The organism is Rothia sp. ZJ932 (assembly GCF_016924835.1).
Classification (GTDB): Bacteria; Actinomycetota; Actinomycetes; order Actinomycetales; family Micrococcaceae; genus Rothia.
On record NZ_CP070480.1, the window covers coordinates 1,921,411 to 1,942,325 of the forward strand.

The 20,915-nt window shown below is 53.6% G+C and carries 13 protein-coding genes, 1 tRNA gene and 3 rRNA genes; all 17 read right to left on the reverse strand.

The window, feature by feature from the left end; genetic code table 11:
* Positions 1–1,062: an iron chelate uptake ABC transporter family permease subunit gene (locus JR346_RS08750; protein WP_204877500.1), complete on the reverse strand. Its 1,062-nt coding sequence runs from the start codon at positions 1,060–1,062 to the stop codon at positions 1–3.
* 2 nt (positions 1,063–1,064) lie between these two features.
* Positions 1,065–2,102 (reverse strand): iron ABC transporter permease, encoded by a 1,038-nt coding sequence (locus JR346_RS08755; RefSeq protein WP_255521877.1) that lies wholly within the window; start codon positions 2,100–2,102, stop codon positions 1,065–1,067.
* Between the two features lie 75 nt (positions 2,103–2,177).
* Positions 2,178–3,230 carry an ABC transporter substrate-binding protein gene (locus JR346_RS08760; protein WP_204877502.1) on the reverse strand — a complete coding sequence of 351 codons (1,053 nt, stop codon included), beginning with the start codon at positions 3,228–3,230 and terminating at the stop codon, positions 2,178–2,180.
* A gap of 117 nt (positions 3,231–3,347) precedes the next feature.
* Positions 3,348–5,513: an acyltransferase family protein gene (locus JR346_RS08765; RefSeq protein WP_205482266.1), complete on the reverse strand. Its 2,166-nt coding sequence runs from the start codon at positions 5,511–5,513 to the stop codon at positions 3,348–3,350.
* 115 nt (positions 5,514–5,628) lie between these two features.
* Positions 5,629–5,702: transfer RNA gene (locus JR346_RS08770), tRNA-Thr, on the reverse strand.
* Between the two features lie 58 nt (positions 5,703–5,760).
* Complete coding sequence (locus tag JR346_RS08775) at positions 5,761–6,930, reverse strand: ATP-binding cassette domain-containing protein (RefSeq protein ID WP_205482267.1); 1,170 nt, start codon at positions 6,928–6,930, stop codon at positions 5,761–5,763.
* Positions 6,927–7,676: an energy-coupling factor transporter transmembrane component T gene (locus JR346_RS08780; RefSeq protein WP_205482268.1), complete on the reverse strand. Its 750-nt coding sequence runs from the start codon at positions 7,674–7,676 to the stop codon at positions 6,927–6,929. The genes JR346_RS08775 and JR346_RS08780 overlap by 4 nt, the downstream gene beginning before the upstream one ends.
* Positions 7,673–8,458 carry a histidine kinase gene (locus JR346_RS08785; protein WP_204877506.1) on the reverse strand — a complete coding sequence of 262 codons (786 nt, stop codon included), beginning with the start codon at positions 8,456–8,458 and terminating at the stop codon, positions 7,673–7,675. The genes JR346_RS08780 and JR346_RS08785 overlap by 4 nt, the downstream gene beginning before the upstream one ends.
* A 28-nt stretch (positions 8,459–8,486) precedes the next feature.
* A complete protein-coding gene (locus JR346_RS08790) occupies positions 8,487–9,503 on the reverse strand; it encodes a nucleoside hydrolase (protein WP_239478839.1) in 1,017 nt (338 codons plus the stop codon).
* Between the two features lie 108 nt (positions 9,504–9,611).
* On the reverse strand, positions 9,612–10,472 hold the full coding sequence (locus JR346_RS08795; protein ID WP_204877507.1) for a DsbA family protein: 861 nt from the start codon (positions 10,470–10,472) through the stop codon (positions 9,612–9,614).
* Positions 10,473–10,592: 120 nt separating this feature from the next.
* A complete protein-coding gene (locus JR346_RS08800; RefSeq protein WP_205482269.1) occupies positions 10,593–11,207 on the reverse strand; it encodes a phosphotransferase in 615 nt (204 codons plus the stop codon).
* Positions 11,208–11,742: 535 nt separating this feature from the next.
* Positions 11,743–11,859 (reverse strand): 5S ribosomal RNA (gene rrf, locus JR346_RS08805).
* A 133-nt stretch (positions 11,860–11,992) separates the two neighbouring features.
* Positions 11,993–15,101: ribosomal RNA gene (locus JR346_RS08810) — 23S ribosomal RNA — on the reverse strand.
* 369 nt (positions 15,102–15,470) lie between these two features.
* Positions 15,471–17,004 (reverse strand): 16S ribosomal RNA (locus tag JR346_RS08815).
* The 16S, 23S and 5S rRNA genes sit together here, the layout of an rRNA operon.
* Positions 17,005–17,797: 793 nt before the next feature.
* Positions 17,798–18,784, reverse strand: coding sequence for a 23S rRNA (guanosine(2251)-2'-O)-methyltransferase RlmB (rlmB, locus tag JR346_RS08820; RefSeq protein ID WP_204878234.1), 987 nt, complete (start codon positions 18,782–18,784; stop codon positions 17,798–17,800).
* Positions 18,785–18,880: 96 nt separating this feature from the next.
* On the reverse strand, positions 18,881–20,299 hold the full coding sequence (gene cysS / locus JR346_RS08825; RefSeq protein ID WP_205482270.1) for a cysteine--tRNA ligase: 1,419 nt from the start codon (positions 20,297–20,299) through the stop codon (positions 18,881–18,883).
* Between the two features lie 123 nt (positions 20,300–20,422).
* Positions 20,423–20,914 carry a 2-C-methyl-D-erythritol 2,4-cyclodiphosphate synthase gene (gene ispF, locus JR346_RS08830; RefSeq protein ID WP_205482271.1) on the reverse strand — a complete coding sequence of 164 codons (492 nt, stop codon included), beginning with the start codon at positions 20,912–20,914 and terminating at the stop codon, positions 20,423–20,425.
* Between the last annotated feature and the right edge of the window lies 1 nt (position 20,915).

Consider the following 20,915-nt stretch of genomic DNA (forward strand, 5'->3'; position numbering starts at 1 on the left):
TTATGTTTCTTTCTGCGCTTGAACCAGTAGCCAGATCAGTGCCGGTGCGCCTAATGCACCGGTGAGGATTCCCACCGGTAAGGGACCAGAGGGAATATAGTCGGTGGCTATCGCATCAGCCGCGATTACGATGATCGCTCCCGTAAGGGCTGAGGCGAGCAGAGAGTGCCTGCCACCAATGAGTCTGCGCGCAATTGGGCCCGAAACAAATGCAACGAAGGCTATGGGGCCGCTGGCTGCGGTTGCTACTGCTGCCAACAGTACGCCTAAGACGATGAAAGTCCAGCGGGTACGGGCAACGTTCAGCCCCAAGCTGTGGGCGAGGTCTTCCCCCACCGCCACCGCATGCAGACGGGTGTGCAGGGCAAAAACGACGGGCACAATCAGTGCTAGGGCGGCGGCAACGATGCCAATACGGTTCCAGTTAGCTACTGAGAGCGAACCGGTCATCCACAAAGTAGCTGAGGACGCACTTTGTAGACTCATACGCGCCAGCAGGTAGTTGATGATGGCACCTGCAAGAGCTGAAACGCCGATGCCCATGAGAATGAATCGGTTGCCCACATTTGTGCGTCCTGCCGCCAAACCCATGACGCCGACTGCCACCAGAAGTGAGAAACCGATAGCGAAAAGTGAGAGGGTCAGGCCGCTCGCCGCCCAAAAGACGATACCAAGCACAGCACCCAGCGAGGCGCCAGTGCTGATGCCGATGATATCCGGTGAGGCGAGGGGGTTTCGCAGCAGTAGCTGAAAAGTCGCACCGGCTGCACCGAATGCTAGCCCCACTAACAGCCCCAAGACTGCCCTGGGTAGCTTCTCTTCCATAACGATAAACCGGGCACCGCGGGCGTTTTCAAGGGTTCCACCTTGCACGATGGTGAGAAAGTCCCCCGGTGTTACGGTGTAATCCCCCAGGAGCACCCGAGCGAAGAATACCGCGGTGAGTAGTGCTACTAGGGCGGCAATGACACGAGCAGGACGTCTGCCTGCTCGCCTGCGAATATCGCGTACTCGTGCTGCGGGTATAACTGACGAGGCTGGTTCTTTAATCAGTGATGCCATGTTTACAGATCAACTGTCTTGTGAAAGCGGATCAGGTAGAGAAAAACGGGAACACCGATTACTACCATGGTGACGCCCACCGGCACTTCTTCAGGCGGTAGGATGATTCTGCCTACTGTGTCAGCCAGGATCAGCAGGCTGGCACCCAGCACGGCAGAGAGGGGAATAATTTTGCGGTAGTCCGGGCCCACCAGCAAGCGCACAGCGTGGGGAGCCATAAGACCGATAAAGGCAATGGGTCCTGCCATCGATGTTGCGGTGCCACACAGTAAGGTGATGCCGATAAAGATGATGAAGCGTTTAAGGGCAACGTTTTCACCCAGCGAAGCTGCCATGTCATCGCCCAGAGCAAAGCTATTGATAGTGGCGGCGTTGAGCAGCAGTACCAGGGATCCAGCAATCACAAGGAACACGCCGGGGATGTATTCTTCCATTGAAGCACCGGCAACTGTGCCCAGCTGCCACTTACGCAAAGAATCCAGGACATCGCTGAACCGCAGAATAAGAGCCGCGGTGAAAGACCCCAGACCTGCTGAAATTGCCGCGCCCATCAGGGCGAGTTTTACGGGGGTTGCCCCGTCGCGTCCGATCGATGCCAGCGCGTAGACCAATACCGAGGTTACCGCCGCGCCCACGAAGGCAAGCAGGGCAAAAGCTGTGGCTGACTGAATACCTAAGAACACGATGCCAAAGACAACGGCAAAGGCCGCCCCCGAATTTACTCCCAAAATACCGGGGTCACCCAGGGGGTTGCGGGTAACGCCCTGCATACCTGCCCCGGAAAGTGCGAGGGCAGCACCAATGGTAGCGGCCCAACAGGTACGCACCAGACGTTGGTCAATAATTGCGCTTTCAATCTCTGTTACAGGTTGTCCTTGCAAGTAGCTAAGAAATACCCCGGCATCCAGCACTCGAGTACCCAGCAGCATGGAGGCAGCCAGCGTCCCTACACATAAAACCGCAGCGCACAAACTCAGCACCGGGTAGCCTGGGGCGACAAACGCTATTCTCCTCAAGTGCGGTCTAGTTTTCGTTCTCATACATACCCTTAGAAAAGGCCCACCGCCTCACCCTGATCTCTCAGGGGGCAGTGAGCCTTATAAAACTGTGCAGTGTTAGGAAGCGTTGCGAGTGTTTTTGATAGCCTTCGACATACGATCCAGCACGTCGGTCTCGTTCACTGCCCACATCAGTGACAGCGGTGAGGTTGCAGAAAGGGCAAGACCGAAGGTCTTATCGGCTTCAAAGACCACTGCGTCGTTCTTGATTGCGGGCATCTGTGCAAACAAATCGTTGCTCTTAACCTTCTCGATCTCGTCTTCAGTATTCACCCACGCCCAGACAACATCCGCCTCAACCTGATCCATGACCTCAGCTGAGACATTGACAAAGAAGCTGTCAGCAGAACCCTCATTTTCTTTGATGTAAGGAGCTAACTCCATGCCCATGAGACTGAAGAAACGCGGACGCGCGTCTATTGAGGTATAGGCACCGAAAGTGTTCTGTTCGAGGTCAAAAGCGCCAGCGATAAAGGTTGCGCCCTTGAAGTTCTCGTACTCGGCTGCTTTTTGGATAAGAGCTTTTTCGGTGTCTTCAATGAGTTTTGCGGCTTCATTTTCTTTACGCAGCATTTTGCCAGCCATTTCTACGGTCTGCTGCCATGATGCCGCCCATGGTCCTACGCCTTCAGGTGCGGGCACAACGGGGGCAATAGCTGAGAGCTTGTTGTAGATTTCCTGGCTCATATCGCCGTAGGGAGTGAAGATTGCGTCGGGGGCGAGCTTGGCAAGTTCGGTGTAGTTCGGGCCGTCGGTCTCATCGTAGCGGGTGGGTTCTTCTCCACCGAGTTCAGCAAGTTTAGCGTCGAACCAGGGGGTGGAGTTGTTCTCATTGTTACCCCAGGTCACTAAAGGGGCACCTACAGGCACTACGCCGAGGGCTAGTACCGCGTCGGGGTTCTGCCAGTTCTGAACAATGGCGATTTTCTGGGGCACTGCATCGAATGTTGTCTCACCGTAGGCATGCTTGATGGTGTAGCTACCACCCTCAGTTTTTTCCGCTGAAGAAGGCGCTCCGCCGGTAGATCCTGTTGAGCATCCTGCAAACAGGGTTGATGCGACGGTTGCAGCAGCGGCCTTCAAAAAGGTGTTGCGTGAGATGGTGACCATGGGTAGAAAACTCCTCAAAAACGCACAGAAGTGTACTGTATTAAAATTAAGGCAAACCTTACTTACCTATTAGACTACCCTGAGTTCTTCATTTTACCAAGTTTTTTATGACCTAATTCAATCGAGGGATTCCCTAATGCTCCATCCCTGATCGAGCAGTTGCTGCCTGAAGATGGGGGCGGTGGTGTAGGCGAACTGCTTAGAGACATGATTATCGTCCATGTAAACAACCACGTTACCAACCACGGCGGGGCAGAAACCGTCAGGGCAGTATGAGTCCGTGAGATCAACGTGGTAGATGTTCGGCAGACCGCTAAGACCCGCGATTGCTGCGTTGGTGGGAGCCAACTTATTTTCCAGAGGCTCACCACAGCCACTGTAATTCAGCATGTTTTCTTCGTAGCATGTGAACATGTTCTGCACGAAACGGGGGTTATCGCGCAGAGCAATGAAGTTGCCTCCGGCTGCGGTTACCTGGCGAGCGACATTATCCAAACCGCGCACGAACTGCTCATCACCAGATGCGCTGCTGCTACGGGTAGACACGGCCACCACGTTGTCAGGGCGAAGCCCTGCAATAGTTTTGAGCGCTTCAGCGTTGAATTCTTTACAGCTGGGGGTGTTCTCTGGTCCTGCCACCGAGAAACTCTCTGCGGGGATGGTGAAACGACAACCGGGGCGCAGCATCACGATGAGGTTGCTCCCCTGGTTCTCAGCAAATTCACTCACCATGGGCAGGGCGTGGTGGGCATGCGAATCTCCCACCATCACGGTCAGCGGCGCATCAACATCACCACCGTACATAGCTGCCCAGCAGTCACGCTCGCCATCGGAGTTCTCCAGCAAAGGATTGGGGGCAAACCCCGGGTAGATCGAGCTACAGCTACCCTGCAAGGCAATACGCTGCTGGTCCACAGTGTAGGGAATCGGTTCTTCGCGGTAGATTGCATTGGGGTCAGTATTGAGGGCACCGGGGAACATATCAGACCCCGCCATAGCTTCGTATTCGCTACGTGCGTCTGCCCGTTCCTGCACTGCGTAAGCTGATGCGGTGACAGTGCCGCCCACAGCAGCCAGGCAGGCAAGCACTGTTGAGATAGGGCGCGCCCAGGGATTGTTGGTGCGGTACTTCTCAAATTTTGCACGACGAGTGCTAGGGGGGGCAGTACGCGCTTTAGAGTCTTTACCGCCTCGCAGTGGCTGTTCGATGAATCGGTGCAGACACCATGCCAGAGCAACAGAGATCAGAATAATAATGAGACCGTCTAGCCATCCAGCTTGAGTTTTGTTGGCTACCGCTGTGTAGAGAATCAGCAAGGGCCAGTGCACGAGGTAGAGACCGTAAGCTGATTCACCAATCCATAGAAGAGGCTTGGAAGATAATAGGCTATCGACACCAGCTTTAGAGCCGGTATTACCGGCAAGCATGACCAGTGCCGCCGAGAGAATAGGCCACAGTGCCATATACCCAGGAAAGCCCGTTTCAACCGGCAAAATCATGCCGGCTGAGGCCAGCCCAATAACACCGACCCAGCCCATGATAATGCGCAGGGCTTTGGGGGCTTTCCACAGCATGGTCGCCATGGCGATCAGCGTTCCTGCGGCGAACTCCCACAGGCGAGCGCGGGTATCAAAGTAGGCAAAAGTCTGCTGGGTATTCGTGGAGATAACCGACCAGGTCAGAGAGGCGACGAATACTGTGCCGAATACCAGCGCGGTTGAGCCCATCAGGTTGAACCGTAGCTTACGTACCATGAGCGCCACGCTGGCAAAGAGGATGGGCCAGAGGATGAAGATCTGCCCCTGCATTGATAGCGACCAGAAGTGCTGGAAAGGGGTTTTGCGGGTGGCGTCTTGCTGGTAATAGTCAACAGCGTTGAAGGCTAGGTGCCAGTTTTGGTAGTAGAGCAAAGAAGCTTTAGCGTCTTCTACCAGACCCATGTGGCGCGAGAAAGGCAAAATGAGCAAGGACGCTATCAGTGTCAGAATGATGGCGACACCGGCAGCTGGCATCAGGCGCTGGAAGACATGCGCCCAATACTTTACGAGTTGTAGGGGCTTGTGCTCATTGATTTTGCGTAGGGAAGACAGCGAGAGCAAGAAAGCTGATACCAACAAGAAGACATCAACACCGCCTGATACTTTACCGAACCAGACGTGATACATGACTACGAGTAGAACCGCGAGGGCGCGCAGACCTTGAATTTCGGGGCGGAACCCGCGAGTTTCAATATAGGTGCCGAGGGGTTTCTTACTTCGAGACGTTTGTGCTGAAGATGCCATGTGTTTCCTGTGTGCTTTCACTGTACCTCGTGTGAGTCGCAAAGACCCCTAAAAGCGAAAAACCCCGATTCTCGTTTCTCGTGCGAAACGGGAACCAGGATTTCCACCGTGAAAGAGCCCCCTACCGGATTCGAACCGGTGACCCCCTGTTTACAAGACAGGTGCTCTGGCCAGCTGAGCTAAGGAGGCGAGCTTTGCGCCCTCACAATACTACAGAATTTTAGGCTCTCATGCACTATTGCACGCATCACGATATTGTAGTGGAAAGTATTATCTGCCGGGTGGCAATGGCTGCGATAAATTCTTCGTCATGGCTGGCGCAGATGACGTTGCCACCGTGGGCGGTGAATTCTCCGATCAGTGCCAGTAGCCGCTCGGTGTCATAGGCATTGAGGGAGGCACTGGGTTCATCAAGTAGCAGCACTGAGGGCTGAGGCGTTAGAGCGCAGATGGTCGCGAGCATCTGTTGTTGCGAGAGGGTTAGGTCATAGGGGTTGGCGCCCAGTTCTTCACCGAGCCCTGCCGCTTCACACAGGGCGTGTGTGTAGGAGGGGTCAGCTGCGCGTCCTGCCCGCACCTCGTCAGCAACACTGGTGGTGAGTATTTGGTAGCGGGGGTGCTGCGATGCCAAGCTAACACGCTGTACACGTTCGGGCGGACGCAGCGCAGCCACTTCCTGCCCAGTGACAGTGACCTGCCCACCATAGGTGGGGAGTAGACCCGCTAGGGTACGTAGAAGGGTGGTTTTGCCGCTGCCGTTTTCACCGCGTACTACGAGAACCTCCCCATCGCTCGTGGTGAGGCTGATTTTCGTGAGTAGCTGTTGGTGCGGGGACAACCGTTTACTTTGCCCTGAACGGGGGTGGTAGAGGTCTAGGTTTGCTTTCAGCGTGGCTGGTTCAATCTGCCAGGGTACAGTGGGAGTCTCTACGGTTTTCATGGGGGATCCGGTATCAATCACCTCGGTGGCAGTTTCTAGCTCGTCCGCGCCGCAGCGGGTGGGTGTGCTCCACATGATGTCGTGGGGGTAGGTCGAGAAAGCACTCAGTACCTGTTGGCGACCATTCGCGTCCAATCCCTGCAGGGGGTGTTCCAGCAGCAGGGGTGCATCCCCCAGTGCCAGTAGGGCGGCGATGGCTACTCGCTGGGTTTGGCCGCCAGAGAGCTGCAGGGGGTTACGTTCTAATACATCTTCAATGCCCAAAGTACGTGCTGCGGTAAGAACCCGAACTTGCATATCTTCGCGGGCAACCCCGCGGTTCTCCAAGCCAAAAGCTAATTCTTCGGCAACAGTTTCTGCCGCTCCGCTGATATTCGCAGCGGGTGATTCCCCAGCGCGTAGGGCGTGGGGATGGCATTCTAAGAATTCTTGAACGTGTTGAGCGTTGTTATCCCCGCGTAGCAGTATACGTTTCATAGCACCACCGCCGCGCAGATTAGAGCGGACGCGCCCACCAGTACCGCGCGCAGATACTGCTGAGCGCGAGTGTCGACAAAGACCAGGTAGCTGGTGCGCGCCGTTTTATTATCAAGGCCGCGTTGGGCAATTGAGTGGGCACGATCTTCGTGTTCAAGAAGCATGAGGTTCACCAGTGTTCCCAAACTTTTGATTCCGAGGGAAATTCTTTTGAGCAGGGTCGAGTCATCGAGCCCGCGACGAATCTGCCCTTCGCGGATAATGCGGATGTAGCGTCCCAGCAGTGCCGGGGCGTTAAGTGAGGTGACGAGAATATAGACCAACCGTGCCGGGAGCTTCCAGCTGGTCAGTGCCCATCGTAAAGCACCCACGCTGTTGGGTAGGGAGATTAGGGCAATGGCAGCGGCGAAATTGAGGATTTGCAGGGCAAATTGGGCACCGTATGCGATGCCTTCAGCACTGATTGCGAAGCGTATCCAGGGTGCCGGCACCCACTGGGCGTAGATGGTGCCCGCACCGGGGTAGCTAACTGTTTGAATAATAAAGGCGGTGAGGGCAACCGGGCCTACACCCCACAGAACATAACGCAGAAGTTTTGACCCGTGCCCGGTAGCCAGTAGCGGGGTCACCAGTACCACCAGTAAAACTGTTCGTAGCGATAAAGGTAGGGGTAGCAGGGCTAGCGGAGTCGCTGCCAGCCCTGCAACAATCCACGTCTTGGGATTTATACCATTGGTTAGGTTCATGCGCGAGAGAAACGAGCCTTTACGCGCTGGGGAATGCCCAGCCCCAGAAGGAAGACAATGAGGAACACTACGCCCTTATCGATGGCGTCAGAAAGAACAGCTTGCAGGGTGGTTGCTGCAAAGAGTGACTGCCCCGTTGCCTGCAAGGTTGCAACCAGCGAACCGGTGCCAACACCCATGCCACCACCGTATACGTAGGCAGCTACAGGGGCGCCAACAAAGCCCGCGATGATGCCCACTAGGACGCCGCTCATGAGGGTGCGCCACCAGCTGCTAAATACGCCCGCGCGTCCGAGATAGCCAGCTAGTAAACCGATCAGGGCAGCACCGGCTGCAAAAGGAATGGTGGTGGGGTTAATGGTCAGACCCCACGCAAGGTTAGTGACCGCACCTGTGGTTGCACCAGCCGCAGGACCTGCGAGGTAACCAATCAAAACGGTTGCAACGGTATCCATGTACAGGGGAATGGGTGAGAGGCCCACGATTTGCCCCAGCACAATATTGATGGCGGCAGCAAAAGGGATAAGAGCAATGATGGTTAGCGGAATGCGCTTGAGATTACCAATCACCAGCAAGATAGCACCGATCATGTAGCCCGCGACCAGAGGCAAGACGACGGTTCCTGATGATGCTTCCTGCTGACCTCTGTATGAGAAAAGAGTCCACAGGTAGGTTGCAGCCATGAGAAGGGTGCCGATAACGACGAGAACGTTGTCGAGGGTGCTGTGAGTATTACCGAGGCGCGCAGTAGCTGCGTGCCTCTGCCCAGAGGTTGATGTCATTTCTGTGATTTTTCCGTGTGTTGCTTGGCTATGCGGCAAAGGCTGCGCGCACAGTTGAGATGAAGTGGTCAAAAAATTCGGGTGGACGCGTGCCGGTAAGTACCTGCGCGTTTGGTTGGCGTTCCCAGCGCCCCAGCCAGTCCGCGATGGTCTGGCCGCGGGTGAGGGTACCGTCAAGCTCCACATCTATCGTGGTGGAGGTCGCTTGCCCCAGCTTGAGCGCGGTAGTGTCGCCTAAGCGAGCCAGCGCTGAGTTCACCGCCAAAGCGGTCACAAAGGGGTCGTGAACATGGGCGATATACCCCAGTCCGTCCCCTTCGTGGAACTCCATATAAAAACGCAGTGCCTCATTGGCGGCATCAAGGATGCCAGTAGGAGCCTGACCTGCGTCTCCGTGTACCAGCTGCTGTCTGTACTCAGCAGTCATCACGATGCTTTCCGTTGCATCCAGTGGGCAGATAACCGGGTGGTGTTCCAGCCCAGGACGCGAGTAGGCATCTAGAACCCGATGCAAAGCCTCAGGGTCAGAGTGTACGTTCCACTCTGTAGTGGGCATAGTATTGCCTCGGTGGTTGAGAGCCCCGCCCATAATGTGTATGGAACGCAGCTTACGGGGAAGCTCCGGGTCTAGTTCAAGTGCCAAGGCAAGGTTGGTGCTGGGTCCTAGAACCACCGCGTCCACCTCATGCAGGTGAGCGTTGACGGTCTCTACCCATAGGTGCGCTCCCCCACCGTGAGTCTTACCGGTATGTGTATCTTGATCTGGCAAGTGCGCGTACCCGGTACCTTGTGGGCCGTGCGTCTCTGGCGTGGTCGTCAGTACCTGCGCGAGAGGGTTTTCAGCTCCTAGTTCCCAGGGTACATGGGACGCCTCGGTGAGCGTCAAGATCCCCCGCACGTTACGCGCAACCTGCTCCGTGGTGACGTTACCGCCCGATGCGATGATCCCAACGATATCGACCGTCGGGTGCGCCACAGCGTATGTAAGCGCCAGTAGGTCATCAATGCCGGGGTCGCAATCAATCAAGAGCTTCATACGGGACATAGGCACGGGTTTCCTTTGAATTCGAGGAGGGCACGTAAAAGGGCAGCTACTACTACAGGTATTTCACTGTAGTAAGTAGCTGCCCCTACTTACAGATTCAATCTTAACTTATGCCTGCTTAGATTCGATAATGGCGTTAATCCATGCTTCGAAATCTTCAGGTGAGGTGTTGAAGGTCTGACCGTCAGCGTACACGGTGGGGGTTCCTTGGACGCCGTTACCTGCTGTTTCAGTGGTAACAACGTTAACCAGTGGGCGCCACTCATTATTGCCCAGTGCCTCCGAGATATCTGCGCCGTGCTTAGATGCAATCTCCTCGATAATGTTGTCGTTGAGACCGCCCTGACCCTGGTGGCTGAATATTTCAGCCTGATAATCCATGAACTGATCTACGTTCACCTGGTTAGCAACAGCGTACGCCGCGTTGGCGGTGCGTGCGGAATAAGAGGTGGGTGATGAGCGATCGAGGAATGCTACGTTGCGGTATTCCACCGTTACTTTGCCGTCTTTGATGAGGTTCTTTAGCAGTTCATTGTTCTCTTTTTCGAAAGATGCACAGTGAACGCAGTTGTAGTCCTGGAAGACAGTAACGTGTACGGGCTCCCCATTAGCGGACGCCTCTTTTGCAGTAGCAACGCCCATGGGCAACCCGGTATCTGAGTTCTTGATGTCATGTACAGAGCGGGTTTCCATGGTGGCTGCACCTTTTTGGATGCCGTCCGCAGTGAGCACAATTCCACCGTAATCATTTGAGGATTCGGGAATTGAACTGGAATCAGCAATCTGGCTATTGCGGGCATTCACCACGACGATTGCGATCATCGTTACGATTGCTGCTACTACCGCCAGCACGGCAAGCTGCAACCAGCGGCGATTGTTTTTTGCTTTGTTGTTGCGCTGAGCCTGCTTGGCTGCCACCGCGCGGGCTGCGGCACGTGCGTCTTTGGCGGCGGTATCTTGTGAAGCCATGAGTGGTTTCTCTTTCTACGGGCAATTCTTTCGGTATAAGCCTAGCCCATAAATACAGTCAGTGCCATTAGGTTTTTAGTTTCCCCAGAAACTTTTAGTTTACTGCTTCCTACTCTATGTTTAGATTCCATTATCTAAAACCCAGGAGGCGAGATGCCAAGCTCGTTGCGCTCTAAAAGCCGGAAGGAAAGAGTGAGTATCTGCGTGCGGAGGTTGCTGCGCAGCGTAAAGATAGTACCCGGTAAAAGCGATAATTACTAGGTCTATGAGCTCTGATGATGTTGAAGAGAGGACTTCTGAAGACTGGGCGATACGCTCAGGTTTGTAGGTTCCACCGGTTGCAAGTACATCAACGATAACGCTTGCAGCGTCAAAGAAAGCGGCACCTTTGCACGCCCACGGCCAGTCAATAAGTATGCCCTGATTTTCAGGACTAATTAGAAGATTGTCTGCACGTAAGTCGGTGTGTACTAGTTGCTCTCCTGCAAGACTGGGCACAAGGACGCGGTCGATTTTCTCTGCGTATTCTTGGGCTTTTGAGTTAAGCTGACTAAATAGTGAAGCGAGCCCCTGGACGTGAGGATTATTCTCCAGATAATTAAAGTTCTCGAACCTCAAGGGTTGAGCAAGATTTCTCTCCCAGCAACGCATTTCATCAGCCATCGATACCTCTAGAAGATCAAGATTCTCCAGCCCCTTCAAAGGAGTATTGGCGACGATATCCAAAGAGCGCATAGTGGCGCAAATATGGGTATTATTCCACGGTTGATGAGGGTGCTCTCCCCACCTCAATGTCTTCTAGCAATAAAGCAACCCACCCGTCCTGGTCATAGGATGCGATAAGCTGTGAGACAGGTAAGGACGAAGGAAACTTACTGGTAATTCTAATTTCGTTTCGGTGCAACTGCGCCGTTGCAGGATGTTTATCTACTGATACAGCTTTAAGAAAAGCTCTTTGCCCGTTAGCAAGTAGCAACCTGTCTGCTGTGCCTAGACTGAATCCTTGTGCCTGCGAATCAGCTAAGGTGATTTCACTATTGAGCGTCTGAGCTGCCCACCTCTGCACCTCTATAGGAAGCTCACACCAAACAACCCCCTAACTATTCAAGCCCCATAAAAAGAAACCCACACACCCAAAAACCCTTAAACAAGAAAAGCCCCACCACCCAAACAACGAAACATAATTATCCAGTTTACCGGGAAACTTACAACCCAACATTAAACGAAAAAGGAGCCCGAGCCACAGCCCAAACTCCTCCATCAAACAAAAAACCCGCGGTGACCTACTCTCCCACACCCTAACAAGTGCAGTACCATCAGCGCAAAAAGCCTTAACTACTGGGTTCGGAATGGAACCAGGTATTTTACTCTCGCCAAAACCACGGAAAACCAAACAACACACACCCCACCAACAAACAAGAGGCGGGGCACACGCCGGGGTTATTACCCAAAAACCATACAGTGGACACGTCAACAACAAAAACAATACTCACATACTCATGCCACCACAAAAAGTGATAAACAGTAAGCCTTCGACCTATTAGTACCAGTCAACTCCACACCTCTTCAGTCGGCGCTTCCATACCTGGCCTATCAACCCCATCATCTATAGGGAGTCTCACACACAAAAAGTGCAAGGAAATCTCATCTCAAAACAGGCTTCCCACTTAGATGCTTTCAGCGGTTATCCCTCCCGAACGTAGCCAATCAGCCATGCACCTGGCGGTACAACTGACATACCAGAGGTTCGTCCGTCCCGGTCCTCTCGTACTAAGGACAGCCTTTCTCAAATTTCCAACGCACGCAGCGGATAGGGACCGAACTGTCTCACGACGTTCTGAACCCAGCTCGCGTACCGCTTTAATGGGCGAACAGCCCAACCCTTGGGACCAACTCCAGCCCCAGGATGCGACGAGCCGACATCGAGGTGCCAAACCATGCCGTCGATATGGACTCTTGGGCAAGATCAGCCTGTTATCCCCGAGGTACCTTTTATCCGTTGAGCGACGGCCATTCCACAATGAACCGCCGGATCACTAGTCCCGACTTTCGTCCCTGCTCGACCTGCCAGTCTCACAGTCAAGCTCCCTTGTGCACTTACACTCAACACCTGATTGCCAACCAGGCTGAGGGAACCTTTGGGCGCCTCCGTTACTCTTTAGGAGGCAACCGCCCCAGTTAAACTACCCATCAGGCACTGTCCCTGAACCAGATCATGGCCCGAAGTTAGATATCCAGAATGACCAGAGTGGTATTTCAACAACGACTCCACACAAACTAGCGTCCATGCTTCACAGTCTCCCACCTATCCTACACAAGCCACACCAAACACCAATACCAAACTATAGTAAAGGTCACGGGGTCTTTCCGTCCTGCTGCGCGTAACGAGCATCTTTACTCGTACTGCAATTTCGCCGAGTTCATGGTTGAGACAGTAGGGAAGTCGTTACTCCATTCGTGCAGGTCGGAACTTACCCGACAAGGAATTTCGCTACCTTAGGATGGTTATAGTTACCACCGCCGTTTACTGGGGCTTAAATTCTCAGCTTCGACCACAAAGATCTAACCAATCCTCTTAACCTTCCAGCACCGGGCAGGAGTCAGTCCGTATACATCGTCTTACGACTTCGCACGGACCTGTGTTTTTGATAAACAGTCGCTTCCCCCTGGTCTCTGCGACCCATACACGCTCCCCACCGCAAGGGCAGTTCACGCTCAAGGTCCCCCTTCTCCCGAAGTTACGGGGGCATTTTGCCGAGTTCCTTAACCATGATTCTCTCGATCGCCTTAGTATTCTCTACCTGATCACCTGTGTCGGTTTAGGGTACGGGCAACTAGAACCTCACGCCGATGCTTTTCTCGACAGCATAGGATCACCAAATCCCCCACAAACGGGGTCCCATCACACCTCAGGCAAACACGGCCGCATTTAACAAACCGATACCCTACATGCTTAGACCACGACAACCATCGCGTGGCTTGGCTACCTTCCTGCGTCACACCTGTTAATACGCTTACCGCCACTGCTCGGATCCTACAACCCGCAGTAAGCTCCACACCAATCATAAAACCAGTGCAGTTACAAACCACATCGCATAGTTAGCATCACAGTCTTAGTATGGACGGTCCTTCGTCGGTACGGGAATATCAACCCGTTATCCATCGACTACGCCTGTCGGCCTCGCCTTAGGCCCCGACTAACCCAGGGCAGATTAGCTTGACCCTGGAACCCTTGATCATCCGGCGCACGGGTTTCCCACCCGTGATTCGCTACTCATGCCTGCATTCTCACTCGCATACCCTCCACCACTAGTTCACACCGCAGCTTCACTGGATACACGACGCTCCCCTACCCAACACACTCCACAAATGAAGCACATTGCCATAACTTCGGTGGTGTACTTGAGCCCCGCTACATTATCGGCGCGGAATCACTTGACCAGTGAGCTATTACGCACTCTTTCAAGGATGGCTGCTTCTAAGCCAACCTCCTGGTTGTCTAAGCAACTCCACATCCTTTCCCACTTAGCACACGCTTAGGGACCTTAGTTGATGGTCTGGGCTGTTTCCCTCTCGACAATGAAGCTTATCCCCCACTGTCTCACTGCTACACTCTCACTTACCGGCATTCGGAGTTTGGCTGACGTCAGTAACCCTGTGGGGCCCATCGGCCATCCAGTAGCTCTACCTCCGGCAAGAAACATGTAACGCTGCACCTAAATGCATTTCGGGGAGAACCAGCTATCACAGAGTTTGATTGGCCTTTCACCCCTATCCACAGCTCATCCCCTCCATTTTCAACTGAAGTGGGTTCGGTCCTCCACCACGTCTTACCGTAGCTTCAACCTGGCCATGGATAGATCACTCCGCTTCGGGTCTAGATCCTGCCACTCAAACGCCCTATTCAGACTCGCTTTCGCTACGGCTACCCCACACGGGTTAACCTCGCGACAGAACACTAACTCGCAGGCTCATTCTTCAAAAGGCACGCTGTCACCCCAAAAGGCTCCAACGGCTTGTAAGCACACGGTTTCAGGTACTATTTCACTCCCCTCCCGGGGTACTTTTCACCATTCCCTCACGGTACTTATCCGCTATCGGTCATCAGGAAGTATTTAGACTTACCAGGTGGTCCTGGCAGATTCACACGAGATTCCACGAGCCCCGTGCTACTCGGGTGGTCACACAAGCGGCGTGTCACATTTCAGGTACAGGACTCTCACCCTCTCCGGCCGTCCATTCCAAGACGTTCCCCTACACAACACAACATCACTACACTAGCCAGTTAGAACTAGAACGGTAACTCCCACAACCCCCATGATGCAACGCCTAACCGCTATCACACACCACAGGTTTAGTCTCATCCGCTTTCGCTCGCCACTACTCACAGAATCATTAGTTATTTTCTCTTCCAGCAGGTACTGAGATGTTTCACTTCCCCGCGTTCCCCCCAACCAGCCTATACATTCAACTGGCGGTAACTCACATCACTGCAAGCCGGGTTTCCCCATTCGGAAATCCTGGAATCAACGCCCTGTTATCGGCTCCCCCAGGCTTATCGCAGATTCACACGTCCTTCATCGGCTCCTGATGCCAAGGCATCCACCGTGTGCCCTTAATAACTTACAAAACACACAAATAATCAAAGAATAAAATCTAAGTTGTTACAAAATCATGAAAACAATAACAGAACAAACAAACACCCAAAAGCGCCCATTCGCTCACAGTTTCCAGAAGATGCTCGCGTCCACTATACAGTTCTCAAACAACAACCCACACACACAACAAACACACCAAAACAGCATATCCACCATGCGCCAGGCACAACAACAGAGACAACAAACCAAAGCTTGCTACCTCAAAACCCAACAGTATACCTTGAAAACACCACAACCAAGCAATGCCAAAAACAATGACGATATTCCACCCATGAGCAAACCCAGTGTCCAACACTCGCGGACAAACCAGGCTCAACCAATAAATGTTGAAGCTCCTTAGAAAGGAGGTGATCCAGCCGCACCTTCCGGTACGGCTACCTTGTTACGACTTAGTCCCAATCGCCAGTCCCACCTTCGACGACTCCCCCCACAAAAAGCGGTTAGGCCATCGGCTTCGGGTGTTACCAACTTTCGTGACTTGACGGGCGGTGTGTACAAGGCCCGGGAACGTATTCACCGCAGCGTTGCTGATCTGCGATTACTAGCGACTCCGACTTCATGGGGTCGAGTTGCAGACCCCAATCCGAACTGAGACCGGCTTTTTGGGATTAGCTCAACCTCACAGTATCGCAACCCATTGTACCGGCCATTGTAGCATGCGTGAAGCCCAAGACATAAGGGGCATGATGATTTGACGTCATCCCCACCTTCCTCCGAGTTGACCCCGGCAGTCTCCTATGAGTCCCCACCATCACGTGCTGGCAACATAGAACGAGGGTTGCGCTCGTTGCGGGACTTAACCCAACATCTCACGACACGAGCTGACGACAACCATGCACCACCTGTACACCAGCCCAAAAAGGGAAACCCTATCTCTAGAGCGATCCAGCGTATGTCAAGCCTTGGTAAGGTTCTTCGCGTTGCATCGAATTAATCCGCATGCTCCGCCGCTTGTGCGGGCCCCCGTCAATTTCTTTGAGTTTTAGCCTTGCGACCGTACTCCCCAGGCGGGGCACTTAATGCGTTAGCTACGGCGCGGAAAACGTGGAATGTCCCCCACACCTAGTGCCCAACGTTTACGGCATGGACTACCAGGGTATCTAATCCTGTTCGCTCCCCATGCTTTCGCTTCTCAGCGTCAGTTACAGCCCAGAGACCTGCCTTCGCCATCGGTGTTCCTCCTGATATCTGCGCATTCCACCGCTACACCAGGAATTCCAGTCTCCCCTACTGCACTCTAGTTAGCCCGTACCCACTGCACACCCGGAGTTAAGCCCCGGGCTTTCACAGCAGACGCGACAAACCGCCTACAAGCTCTTTACGCCCAATAATTCCGGACAACGCTCGCGCCCTACGTATTACCGCGGCTGCTGGCACGTAGTTAGCCGGCGCTTCTTCTGCAGGTACCGTCACTTTCGCTTCTCCCCTGCTGAAAGAGGTTTACAACCCGAAGGCCGTCATCCCTCACGCGGCGTCGCTGCATCAGGCTTGCGCCCATTGTGCAATATTCCCCACTGCTGCCTCCCGTAGGAGTCTGGGCCGTGTCTCAGTCCCAGTGTGGCCGGTCACCCTCTCAGGCCGGCTACCCGTCGTCGCCTTGGTGAGCCATTACCCCACCAACAAGCTGATAGGCCGTGAGCCCATCTAAAACCAGTACAAACCCTTTCCACCAAAAACCATGCGGTTCCCAGTCATATCCGGTATTAGACCCAGTTTCCCAGGCTTATCCCAGAGTCAAAGGCAGGTTACTCACGTATTACTCACCCGTTCGCCACTAATCAACCCGGTGCAAGCACCAAGCATCATCGTTCGACTTGCATGTGTTAAGCACGCCGCCAGCGTTCGTCCTGAGCCAGAATCAAACTCTCCGTTAAAAAACAAAAAAGAATGATAACTGTTATAGCTCAAAAATAAACAAAACCATCCCATACTCCACAAAACGGAAGCACCCGCCGTGCTTAATGACGGAACAAACACCACAAACATAGTGCTCGAGAGATGATCATAACTGTCATATTGAAAACCAAAAGTTATCAAAATAATAAATAAATTGGTATCAATCAAAGTTTTTATAAATCAAAGCACACTATTGAGTTCTCAAGCAACAAACCACCCCAACACTCACCCCACACCAACCGGCGCAAGAAGCTCGCATTGAGCAGTCAATTCTCTTATTTCAGCTACCCACCGCAGCAGGCAACCATTCAAGCTTACCAGAAGCATTTCCACACCGCAACACGAAACAACATGTTCCACATCACAACCACGCATGAGCACATCCCAGCAACCACCACAACAGGCAACCACACAAAACCAAGCACACACGCACCAGAAACACCCTATAAAACTCTCAAAACCACCGCCCGACTAGGCACTTCATACAGCACCCCGCCACGACGACTCAAACAACTATACGCACCCAAAACACACCCCCGCAACCAACAAACCATAGACGCAGATTACTTACACACCTGTCATTAGAACAAACACCCAAGCCACAACCACTTTAAGGAAAAGAAAACTTTTTCAAAAAAGTTCCAGAACCAGAGTATTGACACTAACCAAAAACAAATTTTAGTGGTGCAGGTTATAGGCTTGCCTCACTTGCCGACAAAAAGAGCTGGTGGGCTCACCCCCTCGAGGTAAGCCCACCAGCTCTCAATCTATTTACTTGCTCTGCGCGCGACGACGGGAAACCTCATAGAGGCTAATACCCACTGCCATCGAAGCATTCAAAGACTCCATCGCTGAGTCGATTGGAATCGAAACAATCTGATCGCAGTTCTCAGTCACCAGACGGGAAAGTCCCTTACCCTCAGAACCCACCACAATCATCAGCGGCTCAGACGCCAATTCAAGCTGCGGCAAATCAATATCGCCACCACCGTCAAGACCAACAACAAAGATACCTGAATCTTTAGCCTGCTGAATCACGCGAGTCAGGTTAGTTGCCTTTGCCACGGGAATACGCGCTGCAGCACCGGAAGAAGTCTTCCACGCTGAAGCGGTAACACCCGCTGAACGACGCTCAGGAACAATCACGCCATCACCACTAAAAGCTGAAACGCTACGGATAATAGCGCCCAGGTTACGAGGGTCAGTAATGCCATCAAGGGCAACAAACAGCGGCGGAGTTTCCATCTGGCGGTTATGCCAACGATCCATGACATCGAGAACCAAGTTGCCAGCGTCCGGGTACTTGTACGGAGGAATCTGCAAAGCAACGCCCTGGTGTACAGCACCTTCAGTCAAACGTTCAAGCTCACCACGAGAGATTTCGAGCATGGGCAGACCAGACTTATTAGCCTCGGTCATGATGTCGCGGACGCGATCATCAACCTCAATACGGCTCATCACAAACAGGTGCTTAGCGGGAATACCAGTCTGCAAAGCCTCAAGCACCGAGTTACGACCGGTAACCAGCTCTTCAGAGGTACGCTTACCACCAAGACGAGGACGGCTGGTGCGCTGAGTACCAGTTGCCTTACGACGCTCAGCAGCCTGCTTCATCTTATGCGCCTTATGGTAGACGCGGTCCTCAGCTTTGGGAGTGGGTCCCTTACCCTCTAGAGACTTACGACCGTGACCACCGGTGCCCTTAGTAGGACCCTTCTTTTTGGTGGTCGCACCGGGGCGATTACCAGCTTTAGCCATCTATAAAACCTTTACTTTCCTAGCCCAACGCAGCGTCTAAGGCTGTGTGGACCCCTTGATACAGATAAATCTGTATCCATACTACGCACACGAACCCTAAGAAACCGACCAAGTAGAGCCAGTTGCGGAGTCCTTAACCGTCACACCCGCAGCAGCCAGCGAGTCGCGAATCTGATCAGCGCGTGCCCAATCTTTCTCAGCGCGGGCAGTCGCACGCGCTTCAATCAAAGACCGCACCAGAGAATCGAGGGCAGCATGCTCAGCATTTGATGCGTTGCCTCCACCAATATTCATCAGCGGCAACAAGCCTAAGACCTTCACCATCGCGTATACCTGCGAGGCTATCTCAGCTACATCGCCACTTTTTGCAAGCAAGGAGTTACCGGCGCGAACAGATTCGTGAAGTACCGCCAGTGCCTGGGGAATGTTTAGATCATCGTCCATTGCATCGGCAAAAGCAACAGGTACCTGCGCATCCGGACGGTGGAACTCGACGGTAGCTGCTACAAACGCTTCAATGCGCTCCACCGACTTGGTAGCTTCAGCCAAAGAGGTGGGACTGTAATCCAGAACCGAACGGTAATGTGCCTGCCCCAGGTAGTAGCGCACCGCCAGAGAACGCGCCTCCTCAAGCATTTGAGACGGGGAAACAGTATTGCCAATTGACTTGGACATCTTTTCGCCCTCGAAAGTCACTAAGCCATTGTGCAACCAAAGGTTAGCGAACCCGTAGCCAGCGGCGGTGGACTGCGCCATCTCGTTTTCGTGGTGTGGGAAGCGAAGGTCAAGCCCTCCACCGTGAATATCAAACGTTTCACCCAGGTACTTGCCCGCCATCGCCGAGCATTCCAGGTGCCAACCGGGGCGACCGCGCCCCCAAGGAGAATCCCACGAAGCGGTCAGAGGCTCCCCCTCTTTGTAGCCCTTCCACAGGGCAAAGTCGCGGGGATCGCGCTTACCACGGGGGTCAGCATCGGGGGCCTCCTGCATATCATCAACCCTCTGGTGAGTCAGCGAGCCGTACTCGTTCCAGGAACGAACATCAAAGTAAACATCACCAGAATCATCGAGCGCAGGATAAGCATGACCTCGGTCGATGAGACGCTGAATCAGAGCGAACATCTCGGGAATATGACCGGTTGCTCGCGGCTCATAAGTGGGCGGTTCGATAGCTAGTGCCTCGTAAGCACCCGCAAAAACCTTTTCAAAACGGTAGGCAAGTGCCCACCACTCTTCGTTGGGGTGTTCCCCCTCATAACCGGACTGCTTGGACGCTGCCGAATTGACCAGAATCTTATCGTCAATATCGGTCACGTTACGAACCGTAGTGACCTTGAAACCCCGGTAGTTCAACCAGCGCGATAGCTGATCAAAAACCAAACCGGAGCGCACATGCCCAATGTGGGGTGCGCCCTGAACCGTTGCACCGCAGTAGTACAGCCGTGCCTCACCGGGGTGAACCGGGGCAAAATCGCGAACAGAAGCTGTCTTGGAGTCATAAAAACGTAGAGTCACAACCTCAAGTTTACGCGGGTCTGCGAGCAATACGCATCTTTAGATGACGTTCATATGACGCTGTGTACACACGCAGTGATAGCTCACTATCTGCTAGGGACAGTGCGCGCTTACAAGAGCTGCTTACAAGTCTAAATTTTTTCGATAGACCAGCGCCGTTGCAATCGCTGCTACACCTTCACCTCGCCCGGTGAGTCCCAACCCATCAGTGGTGGTCGCGGTAACAGTGACAGGGGCAACCGCAGCCTCGCTCAGCACACGGTTAGCTTCTTCACGGCGCGGTAAGAACTTCGGTTTGTTGCCCACCAGCTGCACAGCAATATTGCCAATTTCGAAGCCGGCAGCACGCACAATCTCTGCCGCCTCTGAAAGAATACGGACGCCAGAAGCCCCCGCCATATCGGGACGATCCACTCCAAAATTTGAGCCCAAATCGCCAGTTCCAGAAGCAGAAAAGAGAGCATCCGCTGCGGCGTGAGCCACGACGTCCCCATCAGAGTGCCCCGACAGCCCGGTATGCCCCTGCCATTCAAGACCAGCTATCCACAGCGGCGTTGTTTCATCAGCATCAAAAGCATGAACGTCAGTGGCGATTCCTACCAGAGGTAACAGCATG

What these genes read in the sequence shown, in the direction of transcription:
- JR346_RS08750 (WP_204877500.1), bottom strand. Translation starts at nt 1,062, where the DNA reads ATGGCATCACTGATTAAAGAACCAGCCTCGTCAGTTATACCCGCAGCA.
- JR346_RS08755 (WP_255521877.1), bottom strand. Translation starts at nt 2,102, where the DNA reads ATGAGAACGAAAACTAGACCGCACTTGAGGAGAATAGCGTTTGTCGCC.
- JR346_RS08760 (WP_204877502.1), bottom strand. Translation starts at nt 3,230, where the DNA reads ATGGTCACCATCTCACGCAACACCTTTTTGAAGGCCGCTGCTGCAACC.
- JR346_RS08765 (WP_205482266.1), bottom strand. Translation starts at nt 5,513, where the DNA reads ATGGCATCTTCAGCACAAACGTCTCGAAGTAAGAAACCCCTCGGCACC.
- JR346_RS08775 (WP_205482267.1), bottom strand. Translation starts at nt 6,930, where the DNA reads ATGAAACGTATACTGCTACGCGGGGATAACAACGCTCAACACGTTCAA.
- JR346_RS08780 (WP_205482268.1), bottom strand. Translation starts at nt 7,676, where the DNA reads ATGAACCTAACCAATGGTATAAATCCCAAGACGTGGATTGTTGCAGGG.
- JR346_RS08785 (WP_204877506.1), bottom strand. Translation starts at nt 8,458, where the DNA reads ATGACATCAACCTCTGGGCAGAGGCACGCAGCTACTGCGCGCCTCGGT.
- JR346_RS08790 (WP_239478839.1), bottom strand. Translation starts at nt 9,503, where the DNA reads ATGTCCCGTATGAAGCTCTTGATTGATTGCGACCCCGGCATTGATGAC.
- JR346_RS08795 (WP_204877507.1), bottom strand. Translation starts at nt 10,472, where the DNA reads ATGGCTTCACAAGATACCGCCGCCAAAGACGCACGTGCCGCAGCCCGC.
- JR346_RS08800 (WP_205482269.1), bottom strand. Translation starts at nt 11,207, where the DNA reads ATGCGCTCTTTGGATATCGTCGCCAATACTCCTTTGAAGGGGCTGGAG.
- rlmB (WP_204878234.1), bottom strand. Translation starts at nt 18,784, where the DNA reads ATGGCTAAAGCTGGTAATCGCCCCGGTGCGACCACCAAAAAGAAGGGT.
- ispF (WP_205482271.1), bottom strand. Translation starts at nt 20,914, where the DNA reads ATGCTGTTACCTCTGGTAGGAATCGCCACTGACGTTCATGCTTTTGAT.